Consider the following 25819-nt stretch of genomic DNA (forward strand, 5'->3'; position numbering starts at 1 on the left):
GATACTTTAAGTTAAAAATTGGTTAATGCAAGTTTAAAAAGTTGACGGGTAGCACAGGATGGAAAAAGAGTAAGGGGGGCCGGAGCGCGGCTCCGGCAGGAAGGGAATCAGGCGTCGAACGGGGAGTGGTGATCCAGCACCGCCTGAATAACGTTCAGCGCGCCCTGGTGGTTGTTGTCGTCGGTGCTGTAGCGGCTTACGTCTCTGATGCTTTCGGCTGCGTTGCCCATTGCAAAGGAGTATTTCACCAGCTTCAGCATCTCCGCGTCGTTGCCGCTGTCGCCAATACCCACGCACTCCTGCGGGGAGACTTTCCAGCGTTTCAGCAGACGGCTGATGCCATTGGCTTTGTGCAGGCCGGGGATAATCAAATCGACAAAACCAAAGCCGCTGGTAACCGGCTTCATAATGCCGTCCAGGGAGACATGCAGTTTATCGACCAGATTCGGGATATCGCTGTCCGGCAGGTTCAGGGAGAACTTAAACAACACGTCGTTAATGTCGCGGTAGTCGCTGATACGCTTTAAGCGGTGATAGTGCTTTGACATCAGCGCCACGAACGCCTCCGGGGCCTGGTCGCTGACGTAAGCGCTGTCGAGACCGCAGGCCACAAAGTTCAGCCCTTTGTCTTTCAGCAGTTCGCCAATAACGATTTGCGACTCATGACGCGTCAGCTCGCCGTGGAAAATTTGTTCACCGTGATCGAAGACCAGCGCACCGTTTTCCGCCACGAAGGAGATCTGATCTTTCAGTTCCGGGAAGAAGGAGATGAGCTGGTAATACTGGTTACCGCTGGCGACAACAAATTCAATATTACGGGCTTTAAGCTGCTCAAACTGTGCCTGAAAGCGGTCACGATCGTACTGCTTGGCATCATCAAGGAAAGTTCCGTCCATATCGGTGACGATAACTTTAACGGTCATACTGTGCTCCTGGGTCACTGCGTTTTGAAACATTCTAATAACAAGGTGACGGAGAGCACAAATTTAATTTCATTCGAAAGTAAAAGCAAAACGGCAACCGACGTTGTCGTTTTTAGTCTTTTCTCCCTCTCCCGGTGGGAGAGGGCCGGGGTGAGGGCATCAGCGTGCACATTTCCCCCTCACCCTAACCCTCTCCCTCAAGGGAGAGGGGATACTTCGTTACAGCGTATGCTCCGTACGCGCAATGATATCGTCCTGCGCATCCGGCGACAGGGCGGTGAAGAACGCCGAGTAGCCTGCGACGCGTACCACCAGGTCACGATACTGGTCCGGGTGTTTCTTCGCGTCCAGCAGCGTTTCGCGTGAAACGATGTTGTACTGAATATGCCAGCCTTTATGCACCTCGAAGAAGGTACGCAGCAGCACCATCAGCTTCTGGCGGTCGCTGTCGTTTTCCAGCGTCGACGGGTTCAGCTTCTGGTTTAACAGCACGCCGCCAAGAATCGCTTCGGTCGGCAGTTTACCCACGGAGCCGATTACCGCCGTTGGACCGAGATGATCGGTACCGGAGGCCGGACTGGCGCCTTCCGCCAGCGGGGTGTGCGCTTTGCGTCCGTCCGGAGTCGCCATTGTCGCTGCACCAAACGGCACGTTTGCGGAGATGGAGGATGTGCCCGCGTAGTAGTTACCGCCAATGGGGCCACGGCCGTAACGCGGGTTATGATACTGCTTCAGCTCGTCAATGTAGGTCTGATAAGCACGGGTCAGCAGCATGTCCACACTGTCGTCATTGTTGCCGTACTTCGGCGCACCGTTGATCAGACGCTGACGCAGCTGCTCGTGCGTCAGCCCGTCGAAGTCATCCGCCAGCGCCGCCGCCAGCTGCTGCTGACCGATGACGCCCTGCTCGAACACCAGTTTCTTCACCGCCGCCAGGCTGTTACCGAGGTTGGCAATCCCCACCTGCAGGCCGGAGACCCAGTCATACTTCGCGCCGCCCTGCTTGATGCTTTTCGCCCGCTCGATGCAGTCATCCACCAGCGCCGAGCAGAGGATATCGTGGACATTCTCTTCCAGCATGGTGTCCACGACATACTCAATCTCGATGGATTTACGGGTGTAATAGCGGATCTGGGTATCCCAGGCCGTCATCACCTCGTCGAAATTGCAGAAGTTACCGGCAGAGAGCGCTTTCTCCTGCGGCAGGAACACTTTCCCGCTGGTGGCATCGCGGCCGCCTTCCAGCGCGGCGAGCATCACGCGGGCGAAGTTAATAAAGCTCATGCCGGTGCAGCGGTAGCCCCATTTGCCGCCAACGGCGGTTTCGATGCAGCCGATGGCGGCATAGTCGTACGCATCTTCTTTTTCCACGCCGAGCTTGATGAATTCCGGGATCACGATTTCATCGTTGTTGAACGCCGGCATGCCGAAGCCGCAGCGGATCACCTGCACGCAGGCATCGAGGAAGTCGTTGCTCATCCCTGCGTGATAACGCACGCTCAGGTTTGGCTGGGTGGAGCGCAGACGACCGCAGGACTCCAGAATCGCGTAAGAGAGCGGGTTGACGGCGTCCATTGGCTCACCGTTGACCAGCTTCTGACCGCCGATGGTGACGTTCTGGTACAGCGGGCTGCCTGCGGAGGCTTTGGAGTGCGAGCCGGAGCGGATCTTGTTCACTTCCAGCAACTTCAGCCAGCAGCTGTGGAGCAGCTCGATGGCGTGCTCGCGGTCGAGGCTCTGGTTCAGCTCTACGTCGCGACGGTAGTACGGGTAGAGATACTGATCCATGCGGGCGAACGACACGGAGTGGCCGTTGGACTCAATCTGCAGGATAAGCTGAATGAAGTAGCACAGCTGCAGCGCCTGCCAGAAGGTTTTTGGCGGTTCATGGGCAATCGCGTCACAGTTTTCCGCTATCGCCAGCAGCTCGTCGCGGCGGCTGACGCGGGATTCAGTAGCCGCCATTTCACGCGCCAGGGCTGCAAAACGTTCGATATGCAGACTTACCGCCTCCAGCACGATATCTATCGCTTTCAGGAACTGATCGCCGTGCAGGTCTTCCAGCACCGTCAGGTTGATGCGCGAGCGGCGCTCGGCCACTTTAGCGCGCAGGCCGTCGAGCCCTTTTTCCAGCACCAGCGGGAAGTTTACCGCCAGGTGGGCATCGCCGGAGGTCATGTTGCCTTCGGCTTTGATAATGCCGGTTTCCAGCAGGCTTTTCTGCTCGTCGGTGAACATGCCGTAACAGCGATCCTGTACCGTCTGGCCGCGCCACCACGGGCAGATCTCATGCAGAACGCGCTTATTCTCTTCGCTGACCGCAAAGCCCGCGCCGGGACGGTCCGCCAGATCGTCAATCTCTTTCTCAATCCAGGAGACTGTATATTCCGGGAAGATCGGCGCGGCGCGCACTTCGCTTGCCTGGTTACCGACGATCAGCTCATCGTGTTTGATCCAGATGGTGCGCTGCGCGAGATGATGCGCCAGCGCCAGCGCGCGACGCACCGGGATCGGTTTATCCATATGCTGCTGGTACATTTCAGTGTAGTGCTGCGCGCGCTCGGTACAGACCGGCGGCTTCACGATATGCACCAGGGCCATTTTGTGCGCTTTAATGCGCTCGCTGAGGGTGTTGAGATTCAGGGTAGTCATCGTTTTATCCTCGTAAGGTCGCGGTTAACCCTTTCTGGCAGGCATACTGCTGTGCAAAGTCCAGTAGCGCAGGGTTATCCAGCGGTTTGTCAGGGGCAGAGTAAGGTTGGCCGAGCAGTGTGTATTTGTTCATGCCCAGCGTGTGATACGGCAGAAAGTGAATGTCGCGAACGTTCAGTTCGTCGGCGGCGAAATTGGTAATGGCGGTAACAGAGGCTTCATCGGCGTTAAAGCCCGGGATCAACGGCACGCGAATGATGATTTTTTTCCCGGCCGCCGCCAGGCGTTTCAGGTTGTCCAGGATGCGTTTTGCCGAGCCGTCCGTCCACTGTTTGAACACCTCTGCATCCACATGCTTCAGGTCGGCGAGGAACAGATCGACATACGGTAGTGAAGGCGCGATATAGTGCCACGGCACGTGAAGGCAGGTTTCGACGGCGGTATTAATACCCTGTTCATGGCTGGCTTTAAACAGCGCCAGTGCCAGATCGGGGTTCATAAACGGCTCGCCGCCGGAGAGGGTGATTCCGCCGCCGCTGCGGTCGTAAAACGGCTTATCGCGCAGGACGGTCGCCATGATCTCCTCCACCTGACGTTCTTCACCACACACGGTGAGCGCCTGTGTCGGGCAGCAGTCGGTAAGGGCGTTAAGCGTCTGTTCGTCTAGTTTCTCTCGGTGGATGACCAGACCGTTCAGCGCACGTTCGATACTGCCCGGTGCCGCCTGCTGGCACAGATCGCAGCCGTCCAGGCACAGACGTGCATCAAACAGCACGTCCCTCGTGCGGGCCCGGCTTTCCGGGTTCTGGCACCAGCGACAGCCCAGCGAGCAGCCTTTCAGGAACACCACGGTACGGATCCCGGGGCCATCGTGGGTAGAGTAACGCTGAATATTGAAGATCATGATTTTGCCTCTCATCTTGCATATGAAGATTAAATTACTTTCGAATGAAAGTTATCTTGATGCAGGTCAACTCCTGAGCAGGTTTTGTCGTGATAGGGTAAGTGCAGGCTAAAATTGAGGGCGACATCATGGAACTTTATCTCGACACTTCTGACGTTGCGGCAGTGAAAAAGCTCGCACGTATCTTCCCGCTGGCGGGCGTAACCACCAACCCCAGCATTGTGGCGGCAGGCAAAACGCCGCTTGAGGTTCTGCTGCCAGAACTGCACGACGCGCTGGGTGGCAAAGGCCGTCTGTTCGCGCAGGTGATGGCCACGACCGCCGAAGGCATGGTGGACGATGCGCGTAAGCTGCGTGCCATCATTAACGACCTGGTGGTGAAAGTGCCGGTGACGGCGGAAGGGCTGGCGGCGATCAAAATGCTGAAAGCAGAAGGGATCCCGACGCTGGGGACCGCGGTATATGGTGCCGCACAGGGGATGTTGTCCGCGCTGGCGGGGGCAGAGTATGTCGCGCCTTACGTTAACCGCGTGGATGCGCAGGGCGGAGACGGGATCCAGACCGTTGTGGAATTACAGCAGTTGCTGACGCTGCATGCCCCGCAATCAAAAGTACTGGCGGCGAGCTTCAAAACCCCGCGTCAGGCGCTGGATTGCCTGCTGGCCGGCTGTGAGTCCATCACGCTGCCGCTGGACGTGGCGCAGCAGTTTATTACCTCTCCGGCGGTGGATGCGGCGATCGTGAAGTTTGAGCAGGACTGGCAGGGGGCGTTTGGACGGACGGCTCTCTGACGCGTTATCTCCCTCTCCCGGTGGGAGAGGGCAGGGGTGAGGGCATCAGGCCGCAACGAGGTTTAACCGCTGCACACCTCACACCCCGGATTACGCATCAGCTTCATCTCGCGGAACTGGCAGGTCATTGCGTCATACATCACAATTTTCCCCGCCGCTGGCGTACCGTAACGGGTCAGCACTTTGATCGCTTCCATCGCCTGCAGTGACCCGATCACGCCGACTAACGGCGCCATCACGCCCGCCTCGACGCAGGTGAGCGCATTCTCACCAAACAGGCGGCTCAGACAGCGATAACACGGTTCGCCTTCAGCATAGGTAAAGACGCTGATCTGTCCTTCCATGCGGATTGCCGCGCCAGAAACCAGCGGCGTTTTGTGGGTAAAACAGCCGGCGTTTAGCTGGTTGCGGATGGCGACGTTATCAGTACAGTCCAGCACCAGATCGTGCTTTGCGATTTGCGCGTTTAACGCCTCGTCATCCAGCATCGCGTTAATCGGAGTGAACTGAACGTGGGGGTTGATGCGCGTTAACGCTGCGCGGGCAGAGTCCACCTTCGGCTGGCCGAGTGTCGCATCGCTGTGCAGCGTCTGGCGCTGCAGATTGGACACCGACACGGTATCAAAGTCCAGCAGCGTCATCTTGCCCACACCCGCCGCGGCGAGGTATTGCGCGGCGGCGCAGCCCAGACCGCCCAGGCCGACGACCAGTACGCTGGCCGCCTTGAGCGCTTCCTGGCCTTCAAAATCAAAACCGCGCAGGACAATCTGGCGGTTATAGCGCATCATCTCTTCATCGCTCAGTTCCGCCGCCATCTTAGCCTCCGAACAGGTGGTTAAAGCGCTCCACCTCAACCCATTCGCCTGCTTCCACATTGCCACGCTCGCGCTCCAGCACTATAAAGCAGTTGCCCTGGCTGAAGGAGCTGAAAATGTGCGAGCCCTGATGGCCGGTGGTGCTCACCTCCAGCTCGCCCTCCGCGTTGCGCGTTAGAATACCGCGCTGGAAATCAAGACGACCGGGGGATTTCTTAAGGCGCGTAGCGGCACGCACGCGCTGGCGTACCGGCAGCGGACTGGCACGGTTACCCGAAAGCTTCGCCAGCAGCGGGATCACCAGCTGGTAGAAGGTCAGGGCGGCAGAGACCGGGTTACCCGGCAGGCCGCAGAACCAGCTGTGCTTAAGCTTGCCAAAAGCGAACGGTTTGCCCGGCTTGATGGCCAGCTTCCAGAAGGCGATTTCACCCAGCTCTTCCAGGATGGTTTTGGTGTAATCCGCTTCACCCACCGAAACACCGCCGGAGCTGATCACCACGTCGGCCGCGTTGTCTGCCTCAATAAAGGCGGCGCGCAGTTTTTCCGGGTCATCAGGAATAATGCCAAGGTTGATCACTTCACAGCCCAACTGCTCCAGCATCAGGTGTACCGCCAGACGGTTGGTGTCGTAAATCTGCCCGTCCTGCAGCGGCTGGCCCGGAAGCTGCAATTCGTCACCGGTAGAAAAGAGCGCGACGCGCACCTGACGGATCACCTCAATGTCTGCGATACCGAGCGAGGCCAGTACCGGCAGTTCACCCACCGTCAGCTTCTGCCCCGCAGCGAATACCGTTGCGCCAAGAGCAATATCTTCGCCGGTGCGGCGGATGTTCTGGCCTGCTTTGACGCTGGCGGTAAAGCGCACGCCGTCAGCGGTCTGTTCGGTCTCTTCCTGCATCACCACCGCATCGCAGCCTGCGGGAACCGGCGCGCCGGTCATGATGCGCACGCAAGTGCCCACAGGCCATTCTCCGTCAAACGGTTGACCGGCGAAGGCTTTTCCTGCGACAGGCAGCGCCTGACCCGTCTGGAGATCCGCCAGGCGTACCGCGTAACCGTCCATCGCTGAGTTATCAAACCCCGGCACGTTAAGCGGGGAAATGATGTCGCGTGCGGCAATACGACCAAAACAGCGCGCCAGCGGCAGCGTCTCTACGTCGTGCAGCGGGGAAAGTCGGTCAAGCATCTGCGTGAGTGCCGTCTCAAGCGGCATCAGTCCGGCGGTAAAATCCATGGTGGGCTCCAGCACAGTAACAACGAAAGCGCTCATTATGGCAGAAAAGTGCGGCTAACTGTATGACCCACCATGAGTACCCTTTACATCGCAGTTGCGTCTTTCTATATTCAAAAATTATCTGAAGAATCATCAACGATAATGATATTTATAGAAAAAGCCGCCATGCAGGCTGACAGGTGAGGCGAAATGGTTAATGCGGTAATCGCAATTCATGGCGGCGCCGGGGCTATTACCCGTGCACAGCTCAGTCCTGAGCAGGAGAAGCGCTACATTGATGCGCTCTACGCCATTGTCGAAACGGGCCAGCGAATGCTGGAGGCGGGCGAAAGCGCGCTGGATGTGGTGACCGAAGCGGTGCGTCTGCTGGAAGAATGTCCGCTGTTCAATGCGGGGATAGGTTCCGTGTATACGCGTGACGAGACGCACGAGCTGGATGCCTGCGTGATGGATGGCGTCACCCTGAAAGCAGGGGCCGTGGCGGGCGTGAGCCATCTGCGCAACCCGATTCTGGCGGCGCGACTGGTGATGGAAGAGAGTCCTCATGTGCTACTGACGGGCGTTGGGGCGGAGAACTTTGCCTTCGCACACGGGATGGAGCGGGTATCGCCGGATCTTTTTTCCACTGACGAGCGCTACCAGCAGCTGCTGGCAGCCCGTACGGCGGGCATGACCCAGCTGGACCACTCCTCACCGCTCAATGAAACCACCAAAATGGGCACGGTTGGCGCGGTGGCGCTTGATAAGGCTGGTAATCTGGCGGCGGCCACCTCAACCGGCGGTATGACCAACAAGCTACCTGGCCGGGTTGGCGACAGTCCGCTGCCGGGCGCCGGGTGCTATGCCAATAACGCCACGGCGGCGGTCTCCTGCACCGGAACCGGCGAAGTGTTTATTCGCGCGCTCGCCGCATACGACATTACCGCCCTGATGGATTACGGCGGGCTCAGCCTGAGTGAAGCCTGCGAGCGTGTGGTAATGGAAAAGTTGCCCGCGCTGGGCGGTGAGGGTGGACTCATTGCGGTGGACCGTGAGGGTAACGTAGCCCTGCCGTTCAACAGCGAAGGGATGTACCGCGCCTGGGGCTATGCCGGTGATGAACCCAGCACCGGGATCTATCGTGAATAAGGGGGCAACGCGTGCCGCACAGTGAAGAGCTGGATAACCGCGAAGTGCTGGCTGTCCATCAGCTGAATATTGCGTTTCAGGAGGAGCGGCAGTTCATCCCCGCAGTAGAGAATTTATCGTTCTCACTCAACCGCGGCGAAACGCTGGCGATTGTGGGGGAGTCCGGCTCCGGGAAATCGGTCACCGCGCTGGCGCTGATGCGCCTGCTGGAACAGACGGGCGGGCAAATCAGCAGCGAGAAGATGCTTCTGCGCCGTCGCAATCGTCAGGTCATAGATTTAAATGAGCTGAGCGCAGCACAGATGCAGGGCGTGCGCGGGGCGGATATCGCGATGATCTTCCAGGAGCCGATGACCTCGCTGAACCCGGTCTTCCCGGTTGGAGAGCAAATTGCCGAATCCATCCGCCTGCATCAGGGACTGAGCGGCGATGAAGCCCTTCTGGAAGCCAAACGGATGCTGGAGCTGGTACGTATCCCGGAGTCGCAGTCCATACTGGGCCGCTATCCGCATCAGCTCTCTGGCGGGATGCGTCAGCGGGTGATGATTGCCATGGCGCTCTCGTGCCGTCCGGCGGTATTGATTGCGGACGAGCCGACGACGGCGCTGGATGTCACCATCCAGGCGCAGATCCTGCAGCTTATCAAAGTGCTGCAGCAGGAGATGGAGATGGGGGTGATGTTTATCACCCACGATATGGGCGTGGTCGCGGATATTGCCGATCGCGTGCTGGTGATGCACCAGGGCAGGGCGGTAGAAACCGGCACGGTAGAGCAGATTTTCCATGCGCCCGCCCACCCATACACCAAAGCGCTGCTGGCGGCGGTTCCGCGTCTGGGAGCGATGAACGGCAGCGATCTTCCGCGCCGTTTCCCGCTGATTTCCCTTGAGGCGGCGGGCCGCCAGGAAGAGGAAACCGAGCAGGACACCGTGGTCCCCGGCAAGCCCATTCTGGAGGTGCGGGATCTGGTGACCCGTTTTCCTCTGCGCAGCGGCATTTTCAACCGCGTAAAGCGTGAAGTGCACGCGGTTGAAAATGTCAGTTTTGATTTATGGCCAGGCGAAACGCTGGCGCTGGTGGGGGAGTCGGGCTGCGGCAAATCCACCACCGGACGCGCGTTACTTCGGCTGGTGGAGTCGCAGGAAGGGAGCATTACCTTTAACGGCGAACGTATCGACACCCTTCCTGACAGTAAGCTTCAGGCGGTGAGGCGGAATATCCAGTTTATTTTTCAGGATCCGTATGCGTCTCTGGACCCGCGCCATACGGTGGGATATTCGATTATGGAGCCGCTGCGGGTGCATAACCTGCTCGACGGCGAAGCCGCACAGCGTCGGGTGGCGTGGCTGCTGGAACGCGTGGGTCTGAAGCCGGAACATGCCTGGCGTTACCCGCATGAGTTTTCCGGCGGTCAGCGGCAGCGAATTTGTATTGCCCGCGCGCTGGCCCTGAACCCAAAAGTGGTGATCGCAGACGAATCTGTCTCGGCGCTGGATGTCTCTATCCGCGCGCAAATCATCAATTTATTGCTCGACTTACAGCGGGATCTGGGGATTGCCTTTCTCTTTATTTCCCACGACATGGCGGTGGTGGAGCGCATCAGCCATCGCGTGGCGGTGATGTATCTGGGGCAAATCGTCGAGATTGGTCCGCGGCGGGCGGTGTTTGAGAACCCGCAGCACCCGTACACCCGTAAGCTGATGTCTGCAGTACCGGTTGCCGATCCCGAACACCGTCACGGGCAGCGCGTGCTGTTGCAGGATGAGATGCCGAGCAATATTCGTAAACGGGGTGAGGTCATGGAGCGGGTCACGCTTCGTGAAGTGGGCCCCGGACATTTTGTTGCCCCTCCGCGTCAGGACAATGCATTTTCGCGGTTATAACGTACAACAGGCAGGAGAACACAATGGTTAAATTTGTTGCTCGTACATGGCTGTTAGCCGCGAGCGTGACGGCAGCCCTGGCCGCCTCTCCCGCGTTCGCTGCCAAAGATGTGGTGGTTGCCGTCGGCTCCAATTTCACCACCCTCGATCCCTATGACGCCAACGATACGCTGTCGCAGGCGGTCGCCAAATCGTTCTACCAGGGGCTGTTTGGCCTGGACAGAGAGATGAAGCTGAAAAATGTGCTGGCAGAGGGGTACACCGTCTCGGATGATGGGCTGGTCTATACCATTAAGCTCAGAACCGGCGTGAAGTTCCAGGATGGCACCGATTTCAACGCGGAGGCGGTGAAGGTTAACCTCGACCGCGCCAGCAACCCGGAAAACAGCCTCAAGCGCTATAACCTCTATAAAAATATCGCCAGCACCGAGGCGGTCGATCCGACAACGGTAAAAATTACCCTGAAAGAGCCGTTCTCGGCCTTTATTAATATTCTGGCGCATCCGGCGACGGCGATGATCTCCCCTGCCGCGCTAAAAAAATACGGGAAAGATATTGGGTTCCATCCGGTCGGTACCGGCCCGTATGAGCTGGTGACCTGGAACCAGACGGACTTTGTAAAGGTGAAGAAATTCGCCGGCTACTGGCAGCAGGGGCTGCCGAAGCTCGACACCATCACCTGGCGCCCGGTGGTGGATAACAACACCCGCGCGGCGATGCTGCAAACCGGCGAAGCGCAGTTTGCCTTCCCGATCCCGTACGAGCAGGCGGCGATCCTGCAGAAGAACAGCAAGCTGGAGCTGGTGGCCAGTCCGTCCATTATGCAGCGTTACATCAGCATGAACGTGACGCAAAAGCCGTTTGATAATCCCAAAGTGCGCGAGGCCATCAACTACGCGATTAACCGTCAGGCGCTGGTAAAAGTGGCCTTCGCGGGCTTCGCCACCCCGGCCACCGGCGTGCTGCCACCGGCTATTGCCTATGCGCAAAGCTATCAGCCGTGGCCATACGATCCGGCGAAAGCCCGTGAACTGTTAAAAGAGGCGGGCTTCCCGAACGGCTTTAGCACCACGCTGTGGTCATCCCATAATCACAGTACCGCGCAGAAGGTGCTGCAGTTTACCCAGCAGCAGCTGGCGCAGGTCGGTATTAAGGTGCAGGTCACCGCGATGGATGCCGGGCAGCGTGCAGCAGAAGTGGAAGGGAAAGGGCAGAAAGAGAGCGGCGTGCGGATGTTCTACACCGGCTGGTCGGCCTCTACCGGTGAGGCTGACTGGGCGCTGTCGCCGCTGTTCGCCTCACAGAACTGGCCGCCGACCCTGTTCAACACGGCATTCTACAGCAACCCACAGGTGGATAAAGATCTTGCCGATGCGCTGAAAACCACCAAACCGGATGAGAAAGCGCGCCTCTACAAAGACGCACAGGATATCATCTGGAAAGAGTCGCCGTGGGTACCGCTGGTGGTGGAAAAACTGGTTTCGGCGCATAACAAAGCGTTGACCGGGTTTTACATCATGCCGGATACGGGCTTTAGCTTTGACGATGCGGATTTAAAATAACACTCATGCTCAATTATGTTTGTAAACGCCTGCTCGGGCTTATCCCGACGCTGCTGATTGTGGCGGTACTGGTGTTTTTGTTTGTCCATCTGCTGCCGGGCGATCCGGCGCGTCTGGTGGCCGGGCCAGAGGCGGATGCCACAGTCATTGAACTGGTGCGCAAACAGCTTGGTCTCGACCAGCCTCTGTACATGCAGTTTCTCCATTATATTTGCAACGTGCTGCAGGGCGATTTTGGTATCTCGATGGTGTCGCGTCGCCCGGTATCGGAAGAGATTGCCAGCCGCTTTATGCCTACGTTCTGGTTAACGATTGCCAGCATGTGCTGGGCGGTGGTGTTTGGGCTTGGCGCCGGGATTGTCGCTGCCGTCTGGCGCAACCGCTGGCCGGACAAGCTTGGCATGGCGCTGGCGGTGACCGGGATCTCTTTCCCGGCCTTTGCGCTGGGGATGCTCCTGATGCAGATTTTCTCCGTGGAGCTGGGCTGGTTGCCCACCGTCGGGGCCGATACCTGGAAGCACTACATCCTGCCGTCCATGACGCTGGGCGCGGCCGTCTCCGCGGTGATGGCGCGCTTCACACGCGCGTCGTTCGTTGACGTGTTGAGTGAAGATTACATCCGTACCGCACGGGCGAAAGGGGTGAGCGAGAAGTGGGTCATCCTCAAGCACGGTTTTCGCAACGCGATGATCCCGGTAGTGACCATGATGGGGCTGCAGTTCGGCTTCCTGCTGGGGGGCTCTATCGTGGTGGAAAAGGTCTTCAACTGGCCGGGGCTGGGGCGCCTGCTGGTGGATTCGGTCGAGATGCGCGACTATCCGGTCATTCAGGCGGAAGTTCTGCTCTTCTCGCTGGAATTTATTCTTATCAATTTAGTGGTGGATGTGCTGTACGCCGCCATTAATCCGGCCATCAGGTATAAGTAAGATGCGATTGTTGAACTGGCGTCGTCAGGCCATTGTAAACGCTATGCCGGGGCTGAAGCCGGACCATATCCGCACCCCATGGTTTGAATTCTGGCGGCGCTTTCGTCGCCAGCCTGTTGCCATGACGGCGGGGCTGTTTGTACTGCTGCTGATTGTGGTGGCCGCCATTGCGCCGTGGGTGGCACCGTATGATGCGGAAAACTACTTTGATTACGACCGCCTGAATGACGGACCGTCGATGATGCACTGGTTCGGCGTGGACTCTCTGGGGCGCGATATTTTTAGCCGCGTGCTGATGGGCGCGCAGATATCGCTCGCCGCCGGGGTGTTTGCGGTGCTTATCGGTGCGGTCATCGGTACCGTTCTGGGCCTGGTGGCAGGGTATTACGAGGGCTGGTGGGACCGGATCATAATGCGCATTTGCGACGTGCTGTTTGCCTTCCCCGGCATTTTGCTGGCAATTGCGGTTGTCGCCATTATGGGCAGCGGCATGGCAAACGTCATCATCGCCGTCGCGGTCTTTTCGATCCCGGCGTTTGCCCGTCTGGTGCGCGGCAATACGCTGGTACTGAAGCAGCAGACCTTTATTGAATCCGCCCGCAGTATGGGGGCCAGCGACGCCAACATCCTGTTCAGCCATATTCTGCCGGGTACGGTGTCGTCGATTGTGGTCTATTTTACGATGCGTATCGGCGTGTCGATAATTTCCGCCGCCAGCCTGTCGTTTCTGGGATTAGGGGCCCAGCCACCGACGCCGGAGTGGGGCGCGATGCTCAACGAGGCGAGGGCAGATATGGTGATTGCGCCACACGTGGCGATATTCCCGAGTCTGGCGATTTTCCTGACCGTGCTGGCGTTCAACCTGCTGGGGGATGGGCTGCGCGATGCGCTGGATCCGAGGATTAAGGGGTAGGGCAGTGGAATGTGCCGGGTGGCGGCTACGCCTTACCCGGCCTACAAAACAGGCGCTGGGTGTTTAAACCCGGCTACCCCACAGGTCATACTCGTCGGCGTTTTCCACTTTCACGCGAATGATGTCACCCGGCTTGACGTTGGTTTCCCCGTTCAGGTACACCGCGCCGTCGATTTCAGGGGCATCCGCCATGCTGCGGCCAATCGCGCCTTCTTCGTCAACTTCGTCGATGATGACCATAATTTCGCGGCCCACTTTCTCCTGCAGACGTTCAGCAGAGATCTGCTGTTGCAGCTGCATGAAGCGGTTCCAGCGCTCTTCTTTTACCTCTTCCGGCACCTGATCCGCCAGTTCGTTAGCGGTTGCGCCTTCAACCGGGCTGTACTTGAAGCAGCCTACGCGGTCCAGACGGGCCTCTTTCAGGAAGTCGAGCAGCATCTGGAAGTCTTCTTCGGTTTCACCCGGGAAGCCAACGATGAAGGTCGAACGCAGGGTCAGATCCGGGCAGATTTCGCGCCACTGCTTGATGCGCGCCAGCTGGCGGTCAACGGAGCCTGGGCGTTTCATCAGCTTCAGGATACGCGGGCTGGCGTGCTGCAGCGGGATATCCAGGTACGGCAGGATTTTGCCTTCGGCCATCAGCGGGATGACGTCGTCAACGTGCGGATAAGGGTAAACGTAGTGCAGACGCGTCCAGATGCCCAGTTTAGCGAGCTGTTCGCACAGGCCGACCATGCTGGTTTTCACCGGCTCGCCGTTGTGGAAACCGGAACGGTGCTTCACATCCACGCCGTAGGCGGAGGTATCCTGGGAGATCACCAGCAGCTCCTTCACGCCCGCATCGGCCAGACGTTTGGCTTCTGCCAGCACTTCGCCAATCGGGCGGCTCACCAGATCGCCACGCATGGACGGGATAATGCAGAAGGTGCAGCGATGGTTGCAGCCTTCGGAAATTTTCAGGTAAGCGTAGTGACGCGGCGTCAGCTTCACCCCCTGTTCCGGCACCAGGCTCAGGAACGGGTTGTGCTTAGGCTTGGGTACGTAGTGATGAACATGTTCCAGCACCTGCTCGTAGCTGTGTGGACCGGTGATCTCCAGCACCTTCGGGTGCACTTCACGGATCTGGTCCTCTTTTGCGCCCAGGCAGCCGGTCACAATCACTTTGCCGTTTTCCGTCAGGGCTTCACCAATGGCTTCCAGGGATTCCTGAACCGCGCTGTCGATAAACCCGCAGGTGTTCACAATCACCATGTCGGCGTTGTCGTAGCTTGGCACCACGTCGTAGCCCTCGGTGCGAAGTTCGGTCAGGATGCGTTCAGAATCCACCAGGTTTTTCGGGCAGCCCAGGGAGACAAAGCCGATTTTCGGCGGGTGCGTAACATTGCTCATAGGTTAAAAATTCATCAATTATGGAGTTATCAGGGCGGGATTTTACAGCGTATCGCGGGGGATTTATACACTCTTTGCAGTGCAGATGATGCCCGCGCAGGTTGTAACATTGTAAAGAATGTTAATCAGTTAAGAATAATTGATCTCAGGCATTAAACTGTACAAAAAATAACCTTATTCTGACTGTGCACAGGGGCTGACAGAGGAGGAATGAGTATGTCCGTTGACAGACTGAAACGCGATCTGCTGAACAAGCTGATCAACGCCCGAATCGACCTTGCCGCATATCTGCAGCTGAGGAAGGCGAAAGGGTATATGTCAGTCAGCGAAAGCGAACATCTGCGTGATAATTTCTTTGAACTTTGCAATTTCATGCGTGAAAAAGCACCCATCCTGAAAGCGGAATACGCCGAAAGCGAATGTATTGCGCTGCGCCGCGCCGCCGAGGTGCTCTCCATTGCCGGGGTTTGTCTGATGAACGGACGCCATGACTGCCCGACTTTTATCGCTGTAAACGCGGAGAAGCTTGAAAACTGCCTGACAACGCTCTCTCTATGCATCATGTGTCTGAACGAGCACGCGAAGCTTGAACAGCACTGATTCCGGGGGAGGCAACTCCCCCTTCTGATTAAGCTTTTGTAAAAGTGATAACGCGCCCGGACGTAGTGGCTAATCTTTATGCCATATGCCGATAAAGGAGCGTGTTATGCACCGATCCTCGCTAATTTTCCTGCCTGCGTTGTTATTTCCGTTTTCGCTCCTTGCTGCACCTGATGCGGTTAAGGTTGAGGTATTGCAGAACAAACTCGAACACCCCTGGTCACTGGCGTTCCTGCCGGATAACAAAGGGCTGCTCGTGACGTTGAAGGGCGGCCAGTTGAAACACTGGCAGGCCGGGAAAGGGCTGTCAGACCCGATAACAGGGGTGCCCAAAGTCTGGGACAACGGACAGGGAGGACTGCTGGACGTGGTGCTGGCGCCGGATTTTGCCACCTCGCGCCGCGTCTGGCTGAGCTACGCCGAGGCAGGCGCTGACGGCAAAGCCGGAACGGCGGTGGGTTACGGGCGCTTAAGCGACGATCTTTCCCGCCTTGAGGCGTTCCAGGTGGTGTTCCGTCAGATGCCGAAACTCTCCACCGGTCACCACTTTGGCGGAAGGCTGGTGTTTGATGGCAAAGGCTATCTGTTTATTGCGCTGGGCGAAAACAACCAGCGCCCGACGGCGCAGGATCTGGATAAACTCCAGGGGAAAGTGGTACGCCTGACGGAGGATGGCAAAGTCCCGCCGGATAACCCCTTTGTGAACACCGCCGGTGCGCGGCCGGAAATCTGGTCTTATGGCATTCGTAACCCACAAGGGATGGCGATGAACCCGTGGAGCGACACGCTGTGGCTTAATGAACACGGCCCGCGTGGCGGGGATGAGATTAACATTCCGGAGAAAGGGAAAAACTATGGCTGGCCGCTGGCGACCCACGGTATCAACTACAGCGGATTGAAAATTCCTGAGGCGAAAGGTGAACACGTTGAAGGAACCGAAAAACCGCTGTTTGTCTGGAAAGTCTCGCCCGCCGTGAGCGGAATGGCGTTTTATAACAGTGATGTATTCCCGCAGTGGAAAAACAAGCTGTTTATCGGGGCGCTGAAAGAGAAGGATGTGATCGTGCTGAGTGTGAACGGCAACACGGTGACCGAGGACGGACGGATCCTGGGCGACCGGAAACAGCGCATCCGCGATGTGCGCGTCGGTCCGGACGGCTATCTGTATGTTCTGACCGATGAAACGGACGGGCAGTTGCTGAAAGTCAGCCCGTCCGGGAGGTGATCAGCTTACCGGAATCATCACCACGTTACGGTAGGCCGGGCGTTCGCTCAGCTGTTTAAGCCAGCGCGCCAGGTGAGGGCGCGGCGTCCACGTCAGACCGAGGTTGGTCAGGTTCCAGACAAATGGCGCAACGGCAATGTCGCCCACGCCGAAGTCGGCACCCGAGAACCAGGCGTGTTTCGCCAGCTCATCGTCCATCATCGCAAACAGATTTTCACAGGCGTCCTGCGCCGTATGAATGGCGGGATAGTCGCGCTCGGCTTCGGGGGTTCTGACCAGCCCCATCAGGATCACGCGGTGCGTGGGGGAGAGCGTCTGGTTGGCCCAGTCCATCCATTTTTCTCCCTGCGCGCGGCGGGCCGGATTTTCTACCCATAGACGGCCTTGCCCATACTGGGCGGCCAGGTAGCGGACAATGGTGTTGGATTCCCACAGCGTGGCGTCCGTCTCATCATCGCGCAGCAGCGGCACCAGGCCGTTCGGGTTCATCGCCAGGTAGTCGGCGTCTTTATTAACCCCATACTGCAAACCCGCCATTATCTGGTTAAACGGTAAATCCAGCTCCTCCAGCGTCCAGAGCACTTTTTTGACGTTGGTCGAATTATTCCTTCCCCACAGCGTAATCATAATTACTCCCGATAAGATGTGAATCCGAGTCAGCTTTTCGCCATGGTGAGATAAACCTAACAATTACGCAACAGAAGAGAAAAAAATCGCCTTAATCAAAGCGTATCTGAATGTTATTGCATAAACTTTAATAACTTTACCCTCGTTGGGTTTCATTAACCGTTTTAGTGCGCTATTACTCATCGCTTCTTGCGACACGGTGATGTGACGTAATTTTTGAATGGACACTCGGGTGGCATTTATGACGCGAAAAATGACTTCTCTGCGCAGCCTGGCGGCAGGCTCCGCGCTCCTTTTCCTGTTTGCACCAACTCTCTATGCGGCTGAGCAGGCTGCGCCCGAAGCGCCGCCGGTAGATGCGCGTGCCTGGATCCTGATGGATTACTCCAGCGGTAAAGTGCTGGCGGAAGGCAATGCGGATGAGAAACTCGACCCGGCCAGCCTGACCAAAATCATGACCAGCTACGTGGTTGGCCAGGCGTTGAAGGCGGGTAAGATCAAGCTCGACGATATGGTCACCATCGGGAAGGACGCCTGGGCGACCGGCAACCCGGCGCTGCGCGGGTCATCGGTAATGTTCCTGAAACCTGGCGATCAGGTTTCCGTTTCCGATCTGAATAAAGGGGTGATTATCCAGTCCGGCAACGATGCCTGTATCGCCCTGGCAGATTATGTTGCGGGAAGCCAGGACTCGTTTATTGGCCTGATGAACGGCTATGCGCAAAAGCTGGGTCTGACCAATACCACCTTTAAAACCGTCCACGGTCTGGATGCGCCGGGCCAGTTCAGTACCGCGCGCGATATGGCGCTGCTCGGCAAGGCGCTCATCCACGATGTGCCGGACGAATATGCCATCCACAAAGAGAAAGAGTTTACCTTTAATAAAATCCGCCAGCCGAACCGCAACCGTCTGCTGTGGAGCAGCAACGTCAACGTTGACGGGATGAAAACCGGCACCACGGCCGGGGCGGGTTATAACCTGGTGGCCTCCGCGACCCAGGGTGATATGCGTCTGATCTCGGTGGTGTTGGGCACCAAAACCGACCGTATTCGTTTTAACGAGTCAGAAAAACTGCTGACCTGGGGCTTCCGCTTCTTTGAAACCGTGACGCCGATTAAACCGGATGCCACGTTCGTCAGCCAGCGCGTCTGGTTTGGTGACAAGAGTGAGGTGAACCTGGGGGCCGGTGAAGCCGGGTCGGTGACCATTCCACGTGGTCAGCTGAAAAACCTGAAAGCGAGCTATACCCTCACCGATCCGCAGCTCACCGCGCCGCTGAAAAAAGGCCAGGTGGTCGGGACGATTGATTTCCAGTTAAACGGTAAGTCGATTGAACAGCGTCCGCTGATTGTGATGGAAGCGGTCGAAGAGGGCGGCTTCTTCAGCCGGATGTGGGACTTCGTGATGATGAAATTCCATAGCTGGTTTGGCAGCTGGTTTAGTTAAGTCTTCCCGCTTTTCACCCTCTCCCTGTGGGAGAGGGCCGGGGTGAGGGCATCAGACCGCACCCCTCTCAATACATTAACTTGACCTGCTGCGCCTTTGCGTAGGTCACGTATTCTTCATCCGGGCGGCAATCGCTGATGATGGCATTGAACTGTGCCAGCTCGCCCATCCGTGCCGGACGCACCTTGCCGAACTTGCTGTGATCCACCACCAGCACATGGTACTGCGCGGCGCTTAATGCCCAGTGTTTTACCGGTAGCTCTTCCAGGTTAAAACAGGTCGCCCCCTGACGGGTACTCACGCCCGCCGCGGAGTAAAACGCGATATCCGGACACAAATTGCTGAGCGTGTCCTGAAGATTGAGCGGCTTAAAAATGGCGTTGCTGGCGTGGAACTCACCGCCGCAGAGGATCACCCGACACTCGGGTTTCTCCTGAAGGGCCAGGAAGGTGTTCAGCGAGTAGCACACGGCGGTAAAGGGGATGCTGCTGTCGATGGCTTCGATTATCCACGGCGTGGTAGTGCCGCAGTCAAAAAACAGCGTCTGGTGCGGTTGCACCAGAGAGGCCGCCAGACGGGCGGCTTTGCGTTTCTCTTCAACCAGGCGCGTCTTTTGATCGCTGATCAGATAATGACTGGCGCTACGTGGCTCCAGCACAATATAGCCGCCCAGCAGCACGACGGGCGCGCTCTCGCTGTTCAGGTCACGGCGAATGGTCATCTCTGAAACGCCGAGGAGGGTAGCGGCTTCCTTAAGATGAAGCTTATCACTACGCTTCAGCGCCTGTATCAACTGAGCTATGCGGTCATCGCGGCGTGTTTCCATAGATCCTCAGGATGAAAAAGTGAGCCCCCGCAGGGCGGGGGCTCAAGTGTAACCTGTCATACCGGGGTTAGTCACGTATCCAGCCTTTGCGGATCGGGATAGCGAAAAGGGTGCGATAGAGAGACGAGAGTCCGCGATACAGCGCCAGCCCGAAGAGGTTCCACAGGATCGCCGCGCTGACGCAGCCGATCAGCCCCACCAGGAAGCCGCCTACCATATCCAGCGGCCAGTGTACGCCCAGATACACGCGAGACCAGGCAATGGCGACCGCAATGGCCATCAGCAGCGCACCTGACCACAGGCGATGCCAGAACAGGAAGGCCAGCGCAAAAGCAAAGATCACCGTACCGTGATCGCTTGGGAACGAGTCATCCGGCGCGTGGTGCAGGAAGGTATAGCCGACGTGTTCGACAAAAGGACGATCGTGCGGGAAGGCGAGACCCAGAACATAGCTGACCAGCACGCTGACCCCCAGCGTCATCGCCACTTTGATCACCAGCTGACGCTGCGCGTTGACCTGGCTGCGCGGTCCCCACAGCCAGAGGATAGCCGCCAGCACAGGCACAATACTGATCAGATCTTTTGCCAGGAAAGTGGCCAGATCGATCATCCACTCAGGCGAGGCCGGGGTGGCGTTGATCAGATAAAACAGCTGGTAATTAAGATTCTCTAACATAGCGTTTTTACTCTTTAGCAAACCAGGCAGAAACGAGGCCGTAGACCGCTACCTGGGAAAACCAGACCCACCACCCAGCCCACAGGTTGTGAGAGAAAAAATGCGCCCCGCGCATGACCTGACCAAAGCCCATCGCCAGACCTAACACCACGCCGAAGGCCACAAAGCTCCAGGCGAGACGCGGGCGCTCGCGCCAGAAGGCAAAGAACAGACCCATCACCATAAAGCCGCTGGACGCATGGCCGCCGGGGAAGCAGCGGCCAGGGCCGCTGTCTGCCGGAGCGGAACTGAACAGGGGGTAAGAGACGGCCTTACCGCCATACTCCACCAGATCCCACGGGCAGCTGTGATGGCTCAGGCTTTTCAACACGCCAACCACCAGCGTGCCAAGCCCCATCAGCAGTGCGGCGGTGACCAGTCTCGCATTGCGCTTCCAGGCACCGTAAAACAACGCACCCACCGCCATGGCAATGGCGATGTACTTCGCCAGCCGGTGGTTCAGTAGATCCAGCAGCGGGTTTTTCTGCAGCGGGAAGCGGTGTGTTGCCGCGTCATACCAAAAGCCAGTGATCCATTTATCAAGCGTTTCGCCACGAGAAAGCCAGGTAAACACCACGGCAAGGGCGATCAGCACTAAAAGCTGATAACCATAAAAGCGCACAGGCAGGCGGTAAAGTTGTTTTGTCTTATTTGTCTGTAACTTAGACAATTCTGAACGAGGGGATATGCGGGTCATAGAGTTGGTTGGTAGCGTGAAATATGGCTATCATATTGGTGTCAACTTAAGGAAACCTTAAACAACGACGATAAATGCTTTATTTCTGTTTCTTCTGGATAATTTGCTATCTCAGACAGCGGCAATTCATTACACTCATCGCGATTTTTTCATCATAAAGAGATTGCATGTTAAACCGTTCTTCTTCGGGTACGCGTCTGGGTCGTCAGGCGTTACTTTTCCCTCTGTGTCTGGTGCTTTACGAGTTCTCTACCTATATCGGCAACGATATGATTCAGCCCGGTATGCTGGCCGTGGTGGCGCAATACAACGCAGGTATTGAATGGGTGCCGACCTCTATGACCGCCTATCTGGCTGGCGGCATGTTTTTACAGTGGCTGTTAGGGCCGCTGTCGGATCGTATTGGCCGCCGTCCGGTGATGCTGACGGGCGTGGTGTGGTTTATCGTGACCTGTCTCGCCACGCTGCTGGCGCAAAACATTGAACAGTTCACCCTGCTGCGTTTCCTGCAGGGGGTAAGCCTGTGCTTTATCGGTGCCGTGGGGTATGCCGCCATTCAGGAGTCCTTTGAGGAGGCTGTGTGTATCAAAATCACCGCGCTGATGGCGAACGTGGCGCTGATTGCTCCGTTGCTGGGGCCGCTGGTGGGCGCCGCGTGGGTGCATGTGGCACCGTGGGAAGGCATGTTTGTGCTCTTCGCCGTGCTGGCCGCCATCGCGTTCTTTGGCCTGCACCGCGCAATGCCGGAAACGGCCACCCGACTGGGTGAGACGCTGTCGCTGAAAGAGCTGGGACGGGATTATAAAGCAGTGCTGAAAAACGGCCGCTTTGTGGCAGGCGCGCTGGCGACGGGCTTTGTTAGTCTGCCGCTGCTGGCGTGGATCGCCCAGTCACCGGTCATTATCATCAGCGGTGAACAGCTCAGCAGCTACGAGTACGGGCTGCTGCAGGTGCCGATTTTTGGCGCACTGATTATCGGTAACCTGGTGCTGGCGCGTCTGACATCACGACGCACGGTGCGCTCGCTCATCATCATGGGCGGCTGGCCGATTGCGGCGGGCCTTACCGTGGCCGCGGTGGCGACGGTGGTATCATCTCATGCCTATCTGTGGATGACGGCGGGGTTGAGTATTTACGCCTTCGGTATTGGCGTGGCGAATGCCGGGCTGGTGCGTCTGACGCTGTTTGCCAGCGAGATGAGTAAAGGCACCGTTTCGGCGGCGATGGGGATGCTGCAGATGCTGATTTTTACCGTCGGGATCGAGGTGAGCAAGCACGCTTATGCGCTCGGCGGCAACGGTCTGTTCAGCCTGTTTAACCTCGCCAACGGCGTGCTGTGGGTTATCCTGATGGTGATGTTCCTGAAGGACAAACGCGTCGGGAACGCTCTGCAGCCATAATTCTTATTCCCTCTCCCGGTGGGAGAGGGTCAGGGTGAGGGCACCAGACCGCACGTGTTAATTAAACGGTGCTTCCCTGTTGAGCACCTTATCAATCACATCCAGTACGCCTTCCTCGTTATTATGCGGCGCTTCAAAGCGGGCCGCTGCTTTGATATGCGGTCTGGCATTCGCCATCGCAAAGCTGAAGCCTGACTGGCGCAGCATCTCCACATCGTTCCCGCTGTCACCGAAAGCCACCACCTCGCTGTCGTCAATGCCCCAGCGCTGTTGCAGGATCCGCAGGCCGTTGGCTTTATGCACGCCGGGGATAATCAGATCGATACTTCCATGGCCGGTCGTGACGGGCACCATTATGTCGTTGAGTTTTTCGTGCAGCATGGCCTGAATGCGCGGGATTTCATCATCAGAAACGTTGAGTCCGAACTTGAAGAAAATATCGTTCAGGTTGTCGAAATCACTTACCATTTCGAGGCGATGATAATACTTCGCGGCGATAGCTTTGAACTCATCGTCATAGGCTTTGAGCGTATAGGCACTGCTTTTGCCGCAGGCGATAATCTCAATGCCGGGAACGTCGTTTAGCACGGCAGCAACGGTGTCGAAGTGCGTTTTCGACAGTTCACCGTTAAAAACATCTTCCCCGGCGCTGACCACCCAGCCGCCGTTTTCGGCGACAAACGCAATCTCATGCGCAATCTCCGGGAAGAAGGAGATCAGCTGGTAATACTGGTTACCGCTGGCCACCACAAAGCGAATACCTTGCTCCTTCATGCGCGCATACTGCGCCAGAAAACGTTCGCGATTGTAGGTTTTCGCGTCGCTAAGGAAGGTGCCATCCATGTCGACTGCAATCAGTTTAACGCTCATATCCCTTCTCCAGTGTCGTTTGTTCTTTTTCCGGCTTCGCCACGGCGCGCGCCACCAGCGCCGCAATCATGACCAACCCTAACACCACCAGCATGGCGCTGCGCAGCCCGTAGTGCTCACCCAGGAAGCCCAGCAGCGGCGGCCCGACCAGGAAGGCCAGATAGCCTGTGGTCGCCACCACGCTGACGCGCGTCGGGGCATCCGGGCCGGTATCGCTGGCGGCGGAGATGGTCAACGGGAAGCCAAGTGAGGCACCCAGGCCCCAGAGGATCACCGATACGCCGGCAATCCAGTCCACATCCACGAAGATGATCATCGCAATGCCCAGCCCGCCGAGCAGGGCGCTGGCGCGCACCACCGCCACGCGGCTGTAGCGGTCAATAAACCAGCCGCCGGTAAAGCGTCCGACGGTCATCCCCAGCGTAAACCCGGCGTAGATCAGCGAGCCAGAGGTCGGGCTAAACCCATGTCCGTCTACCATCAGCAGCGGCAGCCAGTCGTTGGCGGAGCCTTCAGCAAACGCCATCGCCAGCACCACCACGCCGATCAGCATCAGCTGGAAATCACGGTAGAACGGCAGCCCTTTTTCCGCCGTTTTGTGTTCATCAGAGGTGTTTTTGCCCGTGCCGTCCGGAATGGCGCGGATACCGGTCAGCACCGGCACAACAGAGATCAGCGCGGCCAGCAGGATATGCAGATTCGCGCTCACGCCGGAGGCCGTCAGCGCCATGCCCACGCCCGCACCGGCCAGCGTGCCAAGGCTGTAAAAGCCATGCATCATTGGCAGCACGGTTTTATTCATCTCGCGCTCGACCGCAGCTCCTTCAACGTTAATGGCCACTTCTGCCGCGCCAAAGCTGCCGCCAAAGATCAACAGACCCAGGGCAAACAGGACCGGCGAGGCATACCACAGCGCCACGCTGAGCACCAGCATCCCCAGTATTGCGCAGCACATGGTGGTGCGGATCACCGCCCGGGTACCAAAGCGCTTCACCAGCCACGCCGAGCAGAGAATACCGCTCATTGAGCCTATCGACAGGCCAAACAGCACAATGCCCATCTCCGCGGTGGAGACCGACAAAATATCGCGGATCGCCGGGGTACGCGTGGCCCAGGACGCCATCAGCAGACCCGGAATAAAGAAGAACATGAAAAGCGCCCACATGCGCAACCGCAGGGCCTTACGGGGTGAGGTCAGAGTCATTGAGATAAGCACCAGAAGCACAACAATAGCGACAACACTAGCAAGTTTGTGTACATTTGTACACAAATCAGATGAGGCATGTATGAGCAGACCACCTAACGACCCGCATCGCCGGGAGAAGATCCTGCAGGCGACGCTGGACACCATTGCTGAGCACGGTATCCATGCCGTCACGCACCGTAAAATCGCCAGCTGTGCCGGGGTTCCGCTGGGGTCAATGACCTACTATTTTGACGGCATGGAGTCGCTGCTGGAAGAGGCTTTCACGTGGTTTACCCGGCAGATGTCGCAGCAATACCGTGATTTCTTCGCGGGGGTAACCAGCCCGGAGATGGCGTGTGAATCCATCACCACGCTGATCCACAGCTCGCAGGTGACGACGCCGCACAACATGGCGCTGATGTACCAGCTCTACACTTTTATGCACCGCAGCGCGGCGCTGAAAACGGTAATGCAGGACTGGATGCAGATGAGCCAGACGACGCTTGAGCAGTGGTTTGACCCGGTCACCACCCGCGCGCTGGACGCCTTTATCGAAGGAATGACGCTACACTTTGTCACCGACAGAGCGCCGCTGACGCGTGAGGAGATCCGGGCGATGGTGGGAAGGATTGCAGGCGAGGGGAACCGCTAGCCTGCAGGCCCGCCTCTATTTCTGGGTGATTTTTTTCCCGCTGGCATCCACGACGGCTTCACCGTCCTCTTTCGTAAATGCCCCTTTCTGCGCATCCGGCAGAATATCGAGGACCACTTCAGACGGGCGGCACAGGCGGGTGCCCAGCGGCGTCACCACAATCGGACGGTTAATCAGGATCGGGTTTTGCAGCATAAAACCGATAAGCTGGTCGTCAGTGAACGTCTCTTCTGCCAGACCCAATTGCTCATAGGGCTCCACGTTTGTACGCAGCAGCGCCCGTACCGAAATGCCCATGTCGGCAATCAGTTTGATCAGTTCATCGCGTGACGGCGGATTTTCCAGATAGAGAATGATCTCTGGCTCGGTGCCGCTGTTGCGGATCATCTCCAGCGTGTTGCGCGAGGTGCCGCAGGCGGGATTGTGGTAAATGGTGATGTTGGTCATATCAGTG

Annotated in this window: 23 protein-coding genes and 1 pseudogene; 11 read left to right on the top strand and 13 right to left on the bottom strand. The window is 57.7% G+C overall.

Annotated elements, in window-relative coordinates; translation table 11 throughout:
* Positions 1 to 107: 107 nt before the first annotated feature.
* From ACQG19_RS07725 to ACQG19_RS07735, 3 genes are all read right to left on the bottom strand, one after another.
* On the bottom strand, positions 108 to 923 hold the full coding sequence (locus tag ACQG19_RS07725; RefSeq protein WP_029882866.1) for a Cof-type HAD-IIB family hydrolase: 816 nt from the start codon (positions 921 to 923) through the stop codon (positions 108 to 110).
* A 219-nt stretch (positions 924 to 1142) separates the two neighbouring features.
* The gene (locus tag ACQG19_RS07730) at positions 1143 to 3575 is read right to left on the bottom strand and encodes a formate C-acetyltransferase/glycerol dehydratase family glycyl radical enzyme (protein WP_246931511.1); all 2433 of its coding nucleotides are present in this window, start codon (positions 3573 to 3575) and stop codon (positions 1143 to 1145) included.
* A gap of 4 nt (positions 3576 to 3579) precedes the next feature.
* Positions 3580 to 4479, bottom strand: a complete 900-nt coding sequence (locus ACQG19_RS07735) for a glycyl-radical enzyme activating protein (RefSeq protein WP_102751705.1) — start codon at positions 4477 to 4479, stop codon at positions 3580 to 3582.
* Between the two features lie 128 nt (positions 4480 to 4607).
* Here ACQG19_RS07735 and fsa point away from each other — a divergent pair, with 128 nt between their 5' ends.
* Positions 4608 to 5270 carry a fructose-6-phosphate aldolase gene (fsa, locus tag ACQG19_RS07740; RefSeq protein WP_029882869.1) on the top strand — a complete coding sequence of 221 codons (663 nt, stop codon included), beginning with the start codon at positions 4608 to 4610 and terminating at the stop codon, positions 5268 to 5270.
* A 62-nt stretch (positions 5271 to 5332) separates the two neighbouring features.
* On the opposite strand, the gene moeB is transcribed toward fsa, so the two are convergent.
* Complete coding sequence (gene moeB / locus ACQG19_RS07745; RefSeq protein ID WP_100168458.1) at positions 5333 to 6085, bottom strand: molybdopterin-synthase adenylyltransferase MoeB; 753 nt, start codon at positions 6083 to 6085, stop codon at positions 5333 to 5335.
* Position 6086: 1 nt separating this feature from the next.
* Entirely contained in the window at positions 6087 to 7319 is a 1233-nt protein-coding gene (moeA, locus tag ACQG19_RS07750) for a molybdopterin molybdotransferase MoeA (RefSeq protein WP_045901364.1), read from the bottom strand.
* Between the two features lie 189 nt (positions 7320 to 7508).
* Here moeA and iaaA point away from each other — a divergent pair.
* The 5 genes and pseudogenes from iaaA (at position 7509) to gsiD (ending at position 13731) form a co-directional block, all read left to right on the top strand.
* A pseudogene (gene iaaA / locus ACQG19_RS07755) lies at positions 7509 to 8472 on the top strand (beta-aspartyl-peptidase).
* Positions 8459 to 10330, top strand: coding sequence for a glutathione ABC transporter ATP-binding protein GsiA (gsiA, locus tag ACQG19_RS07760; protein WP_040020707.1), 1872 nt, complete (start codon positions 8459 to 8461; stop codon positions 10328 to 10330). The pseudogene iaaA and the gene gsiA overlap by 14 nt, the downstream one beginning before the upstream one ends.
* 23 nt (positions 10331 to 10353) lie before the next feature.
* Entirely contained in the window at positions 10354 to 11892 is a 1539-nt protein-coding gene (gene gsiB / locus ACQG19_RS07765) for a glutathione ABC transporter substrate-binding protein GsiB (protein WP_045295697.1), read from the top strand.
* Positions 11893 to 11897: 5 nt separating this feature from the next.
* Positions 11898 to 12818, top strand: a complete 921-nt coding sequence (gene gsiC, locus ACQG19_RS07770) for a glutathione ABC transporter permease GsiC (protein WP_020689877.1) — start codon at positions 11898 to 11900, stop codon at positions 12816 to 12818.
* A 1-nt stretch (position 12819) separates the two neighbouring features.
* Entirely contained in the window at positions 12820 to 13731 is a 912-nt protein-coding gene (gsiD, locus tag ACQG19_RS07775; RefSeq protein WP_029882874.1) for a glutathione ABC transporter permease GsiD, read from the top strand.
* 63 nt (positions 13732 to 13794) lie between these two features.
* Here gsiD and rimO read toward each other — a convergent pair whose 3' ends face one another.
* The gene (gene rimO, locus ACQG19_RS07780; protein ID WP_013097432.1) at positions 13795 to 15120 is read right to left on the bottom strand and encodes a 30S ribosomal protein S12 methylthiotransferase RimO; all 1326 of its coding nucleotides are present in this window, start codon (positions 15118 to 15120) and stop codon (positions 13795 to 13797) included.
* A gap of 216 nt (positions 15121 to 15336) precedes the next feature.
* On the opposite strand from rimO, the gene bssR reads away from it, so the two are divergent.
* Both bssR and ACQG19_RS07790 read left to right on the top strand, forming a co-directional pair.
* Positions 15337 to 15720 (top strand): biofilm formation regulator BssR, encoded by a 384-nt coding sequence (bssR, locus tag ACQG19_RS07785; protein ID WP_013097430.1) that lies wholly within the window; start codon positions 15337 to 15339, stop codon positions 15718 to 15720.
* 106 nt (positions 15721 to 15826) lie between these two features.
* Positions 15827 to 16945, top strand: coding sequence for a PQQ-dependent sugar dehydrogenase (locus ACQG19_RS07790; protein WP_040020711.1), 1119 nt, complete (start codon positions 15827 to 15829; stop codon positions 16943 to 16945).
* On the opposite strand, the gene ACQG19_RS07795 is transcribed toward ACQG19_RS07790, so the two are convergent.
* Positions 16946 to 17572, bottom strand: a complete 627-nt coding sequence (locus ACQG19_RS07795; RefSeq protein ID WP_246931510.1) for a glutathione S-transferase family protein — start codon at positions 17570 to 17572, stop codon at positions 16946 to 16948.
* A 241-nt stretch (positions 17573 to 17813) separates the two neighbouring features.
* On the opposite strand from ACQG19_RS07795, the gene dacC reads away from it, so the two are divergent.
* Positions 17814 to 19019, top strand: a complete 1206-nt coding sequence (gene dacC / locus ACQG19_RS07800; RefSeq protein WP_014831210.1) for a serine-type D-Ala-D-Ala carboxypeptidase — start codon at positions 17814 to 17816, stop codon at positions 19017 to 19019.
* Positions 19020 to 19086: 67 nt separating this feature from the next.
* On the opposite strand, the gene deoR is transcribed toward dacC, so the two are convergent.
* The 3 genes from deoR to ACQG19_RS07815 all read right to left on the bottom strand — a co-directional run bounded on the left by deoR (position 19087) and on the right by ACQG19_RS07815 (position 21257).
* Positions 19087 to 19845 (bottom strand): DNA-binding transcriptional repressor DeoR, encoded by a 759-nt coding sequence (gene deoR / locus ACQG19_RS07805; protein ID WP_038418989.1) that lies wholly within the window; start codon positions 19843 to 19845, stop codon positions 19087 to 19089.
* 67 nt (positions 19846 to 19912) lie between these two features.
* Positions 19913 to 20521 (bottom strand): undecaprenyl-diphosphate phosphatase, encoded by a 609-nt coding sequence (gene ybjG / locus ACQG19_RS07810; protein ID WP_020689884.1) that lies wholly within the window; start codon positions 20519 to 20521, stop codon positions 19913 to 19915.
* 7 nt (positions 20522 to 20528) lie between these two features.
* Positions 20529 to 21257 carry a phosphatase PAP2 family protein gene (locus ACQG19_RS07815; RefSeq protein WP_029882876.1) on the bottom strand — a complete coding sequence of 243 codons (729 nt, stop codon included), beginning with the start codon at positions 21255 to 21257 and terminating at the stop codon, positions 20529 to 20531.
* 167 nt (positions 21258 to 21424) lie between these two features.
* Between ACQG19_RS07815 and ACQG19_RS07820 the strand changes: the two genes are divergently transcribed.
* A complete protein-coding gene (locus tag ACQG19_RS07820; protein ID WP_013097422.1) occupies positions 21425 to 22657 on the top strand; it encodes an MFS transporter in 1233 nt (410 codons plus the stop codon).
* 57 nt (positions 22658 to 22714) lie between these two features.
* Here ACQG19_RS07820 and ACQG19_RS07825 read toward each other — a convergent pair whose 3' ends face one another.
* Positions 22715 to 23527: a Cof-type HAD-IIB family hydrolase gene (locus tag ACQG19_RS07825; RefSeq protein ID WP_038418994.1), complete on the bottom strand. Its 813-nt coding sequence runs from the start codon at positions 23525 to 23527 to the stop codon at positions 22715 to 22717.
* Positions 23517 to 24731 (bottom strand): MFS transporter, encoded by a 1215-nt coding sequence (locus ACQG19_RS07830; protein ID WP_246931509.1) that lies wholly within the window; start codon positions 24729 to 24731, stop codon positions 23517 to 23519. Before ACQG19_RS07830 ends, ACQG19_RS07825 begins: the two co-directional genes overlap by 11 nt.
* A gap of 82 nt (positions 24732 to 24813) precedes the next feature.
* On the opposite strand from ACQG19_RS07830, the gene ACQG19_RS07835 reads away from it, so the two are divergent.
* Positions 24814 to 25365 (top strand): TetR/AcrR family transcriptional regulator, encoded by a 552-nt coding sequence (locus ACQG19_RS07835; protein ID WP_058650659.1) that lies wholly within the window; start codon positions 24814 to 24816, stop codon positions 25363 to 25365.
* Between the two features lie 15 nt (positions 25366 to 25380).
* Here ACQG19_RS07835 and arsC read toward each other — a convergent pair whose 3' ends face one another.
* The gene (gene arsC, locus ACQG19_RS07840) at positions 25381 to 25812 is read right to left on the bottom strand and encodes a glutaredoxin-dependent arsenate reductase (RefSeq protein WP_058650658.1); all 432 of its coding nucleotides are present in this window, start codon (positions 25810 to 25812) and stop codon (positions 25381 to 25383) included.
* Between the last annotated feature and the right edge of the window lie 7 nt (positions 25813 to 25819).

It is taken from the genome of Enterobacter cloacae complex sp. 277I4, from assembly GCF_050031465.1.
Taxonomy (GTDB): Bacteria; Pseudomonadota; Gammaproteobacteria; order Enterobacterales; family Enterobacteriaceae; genus Enterobacter; species Enterobacter cloacae.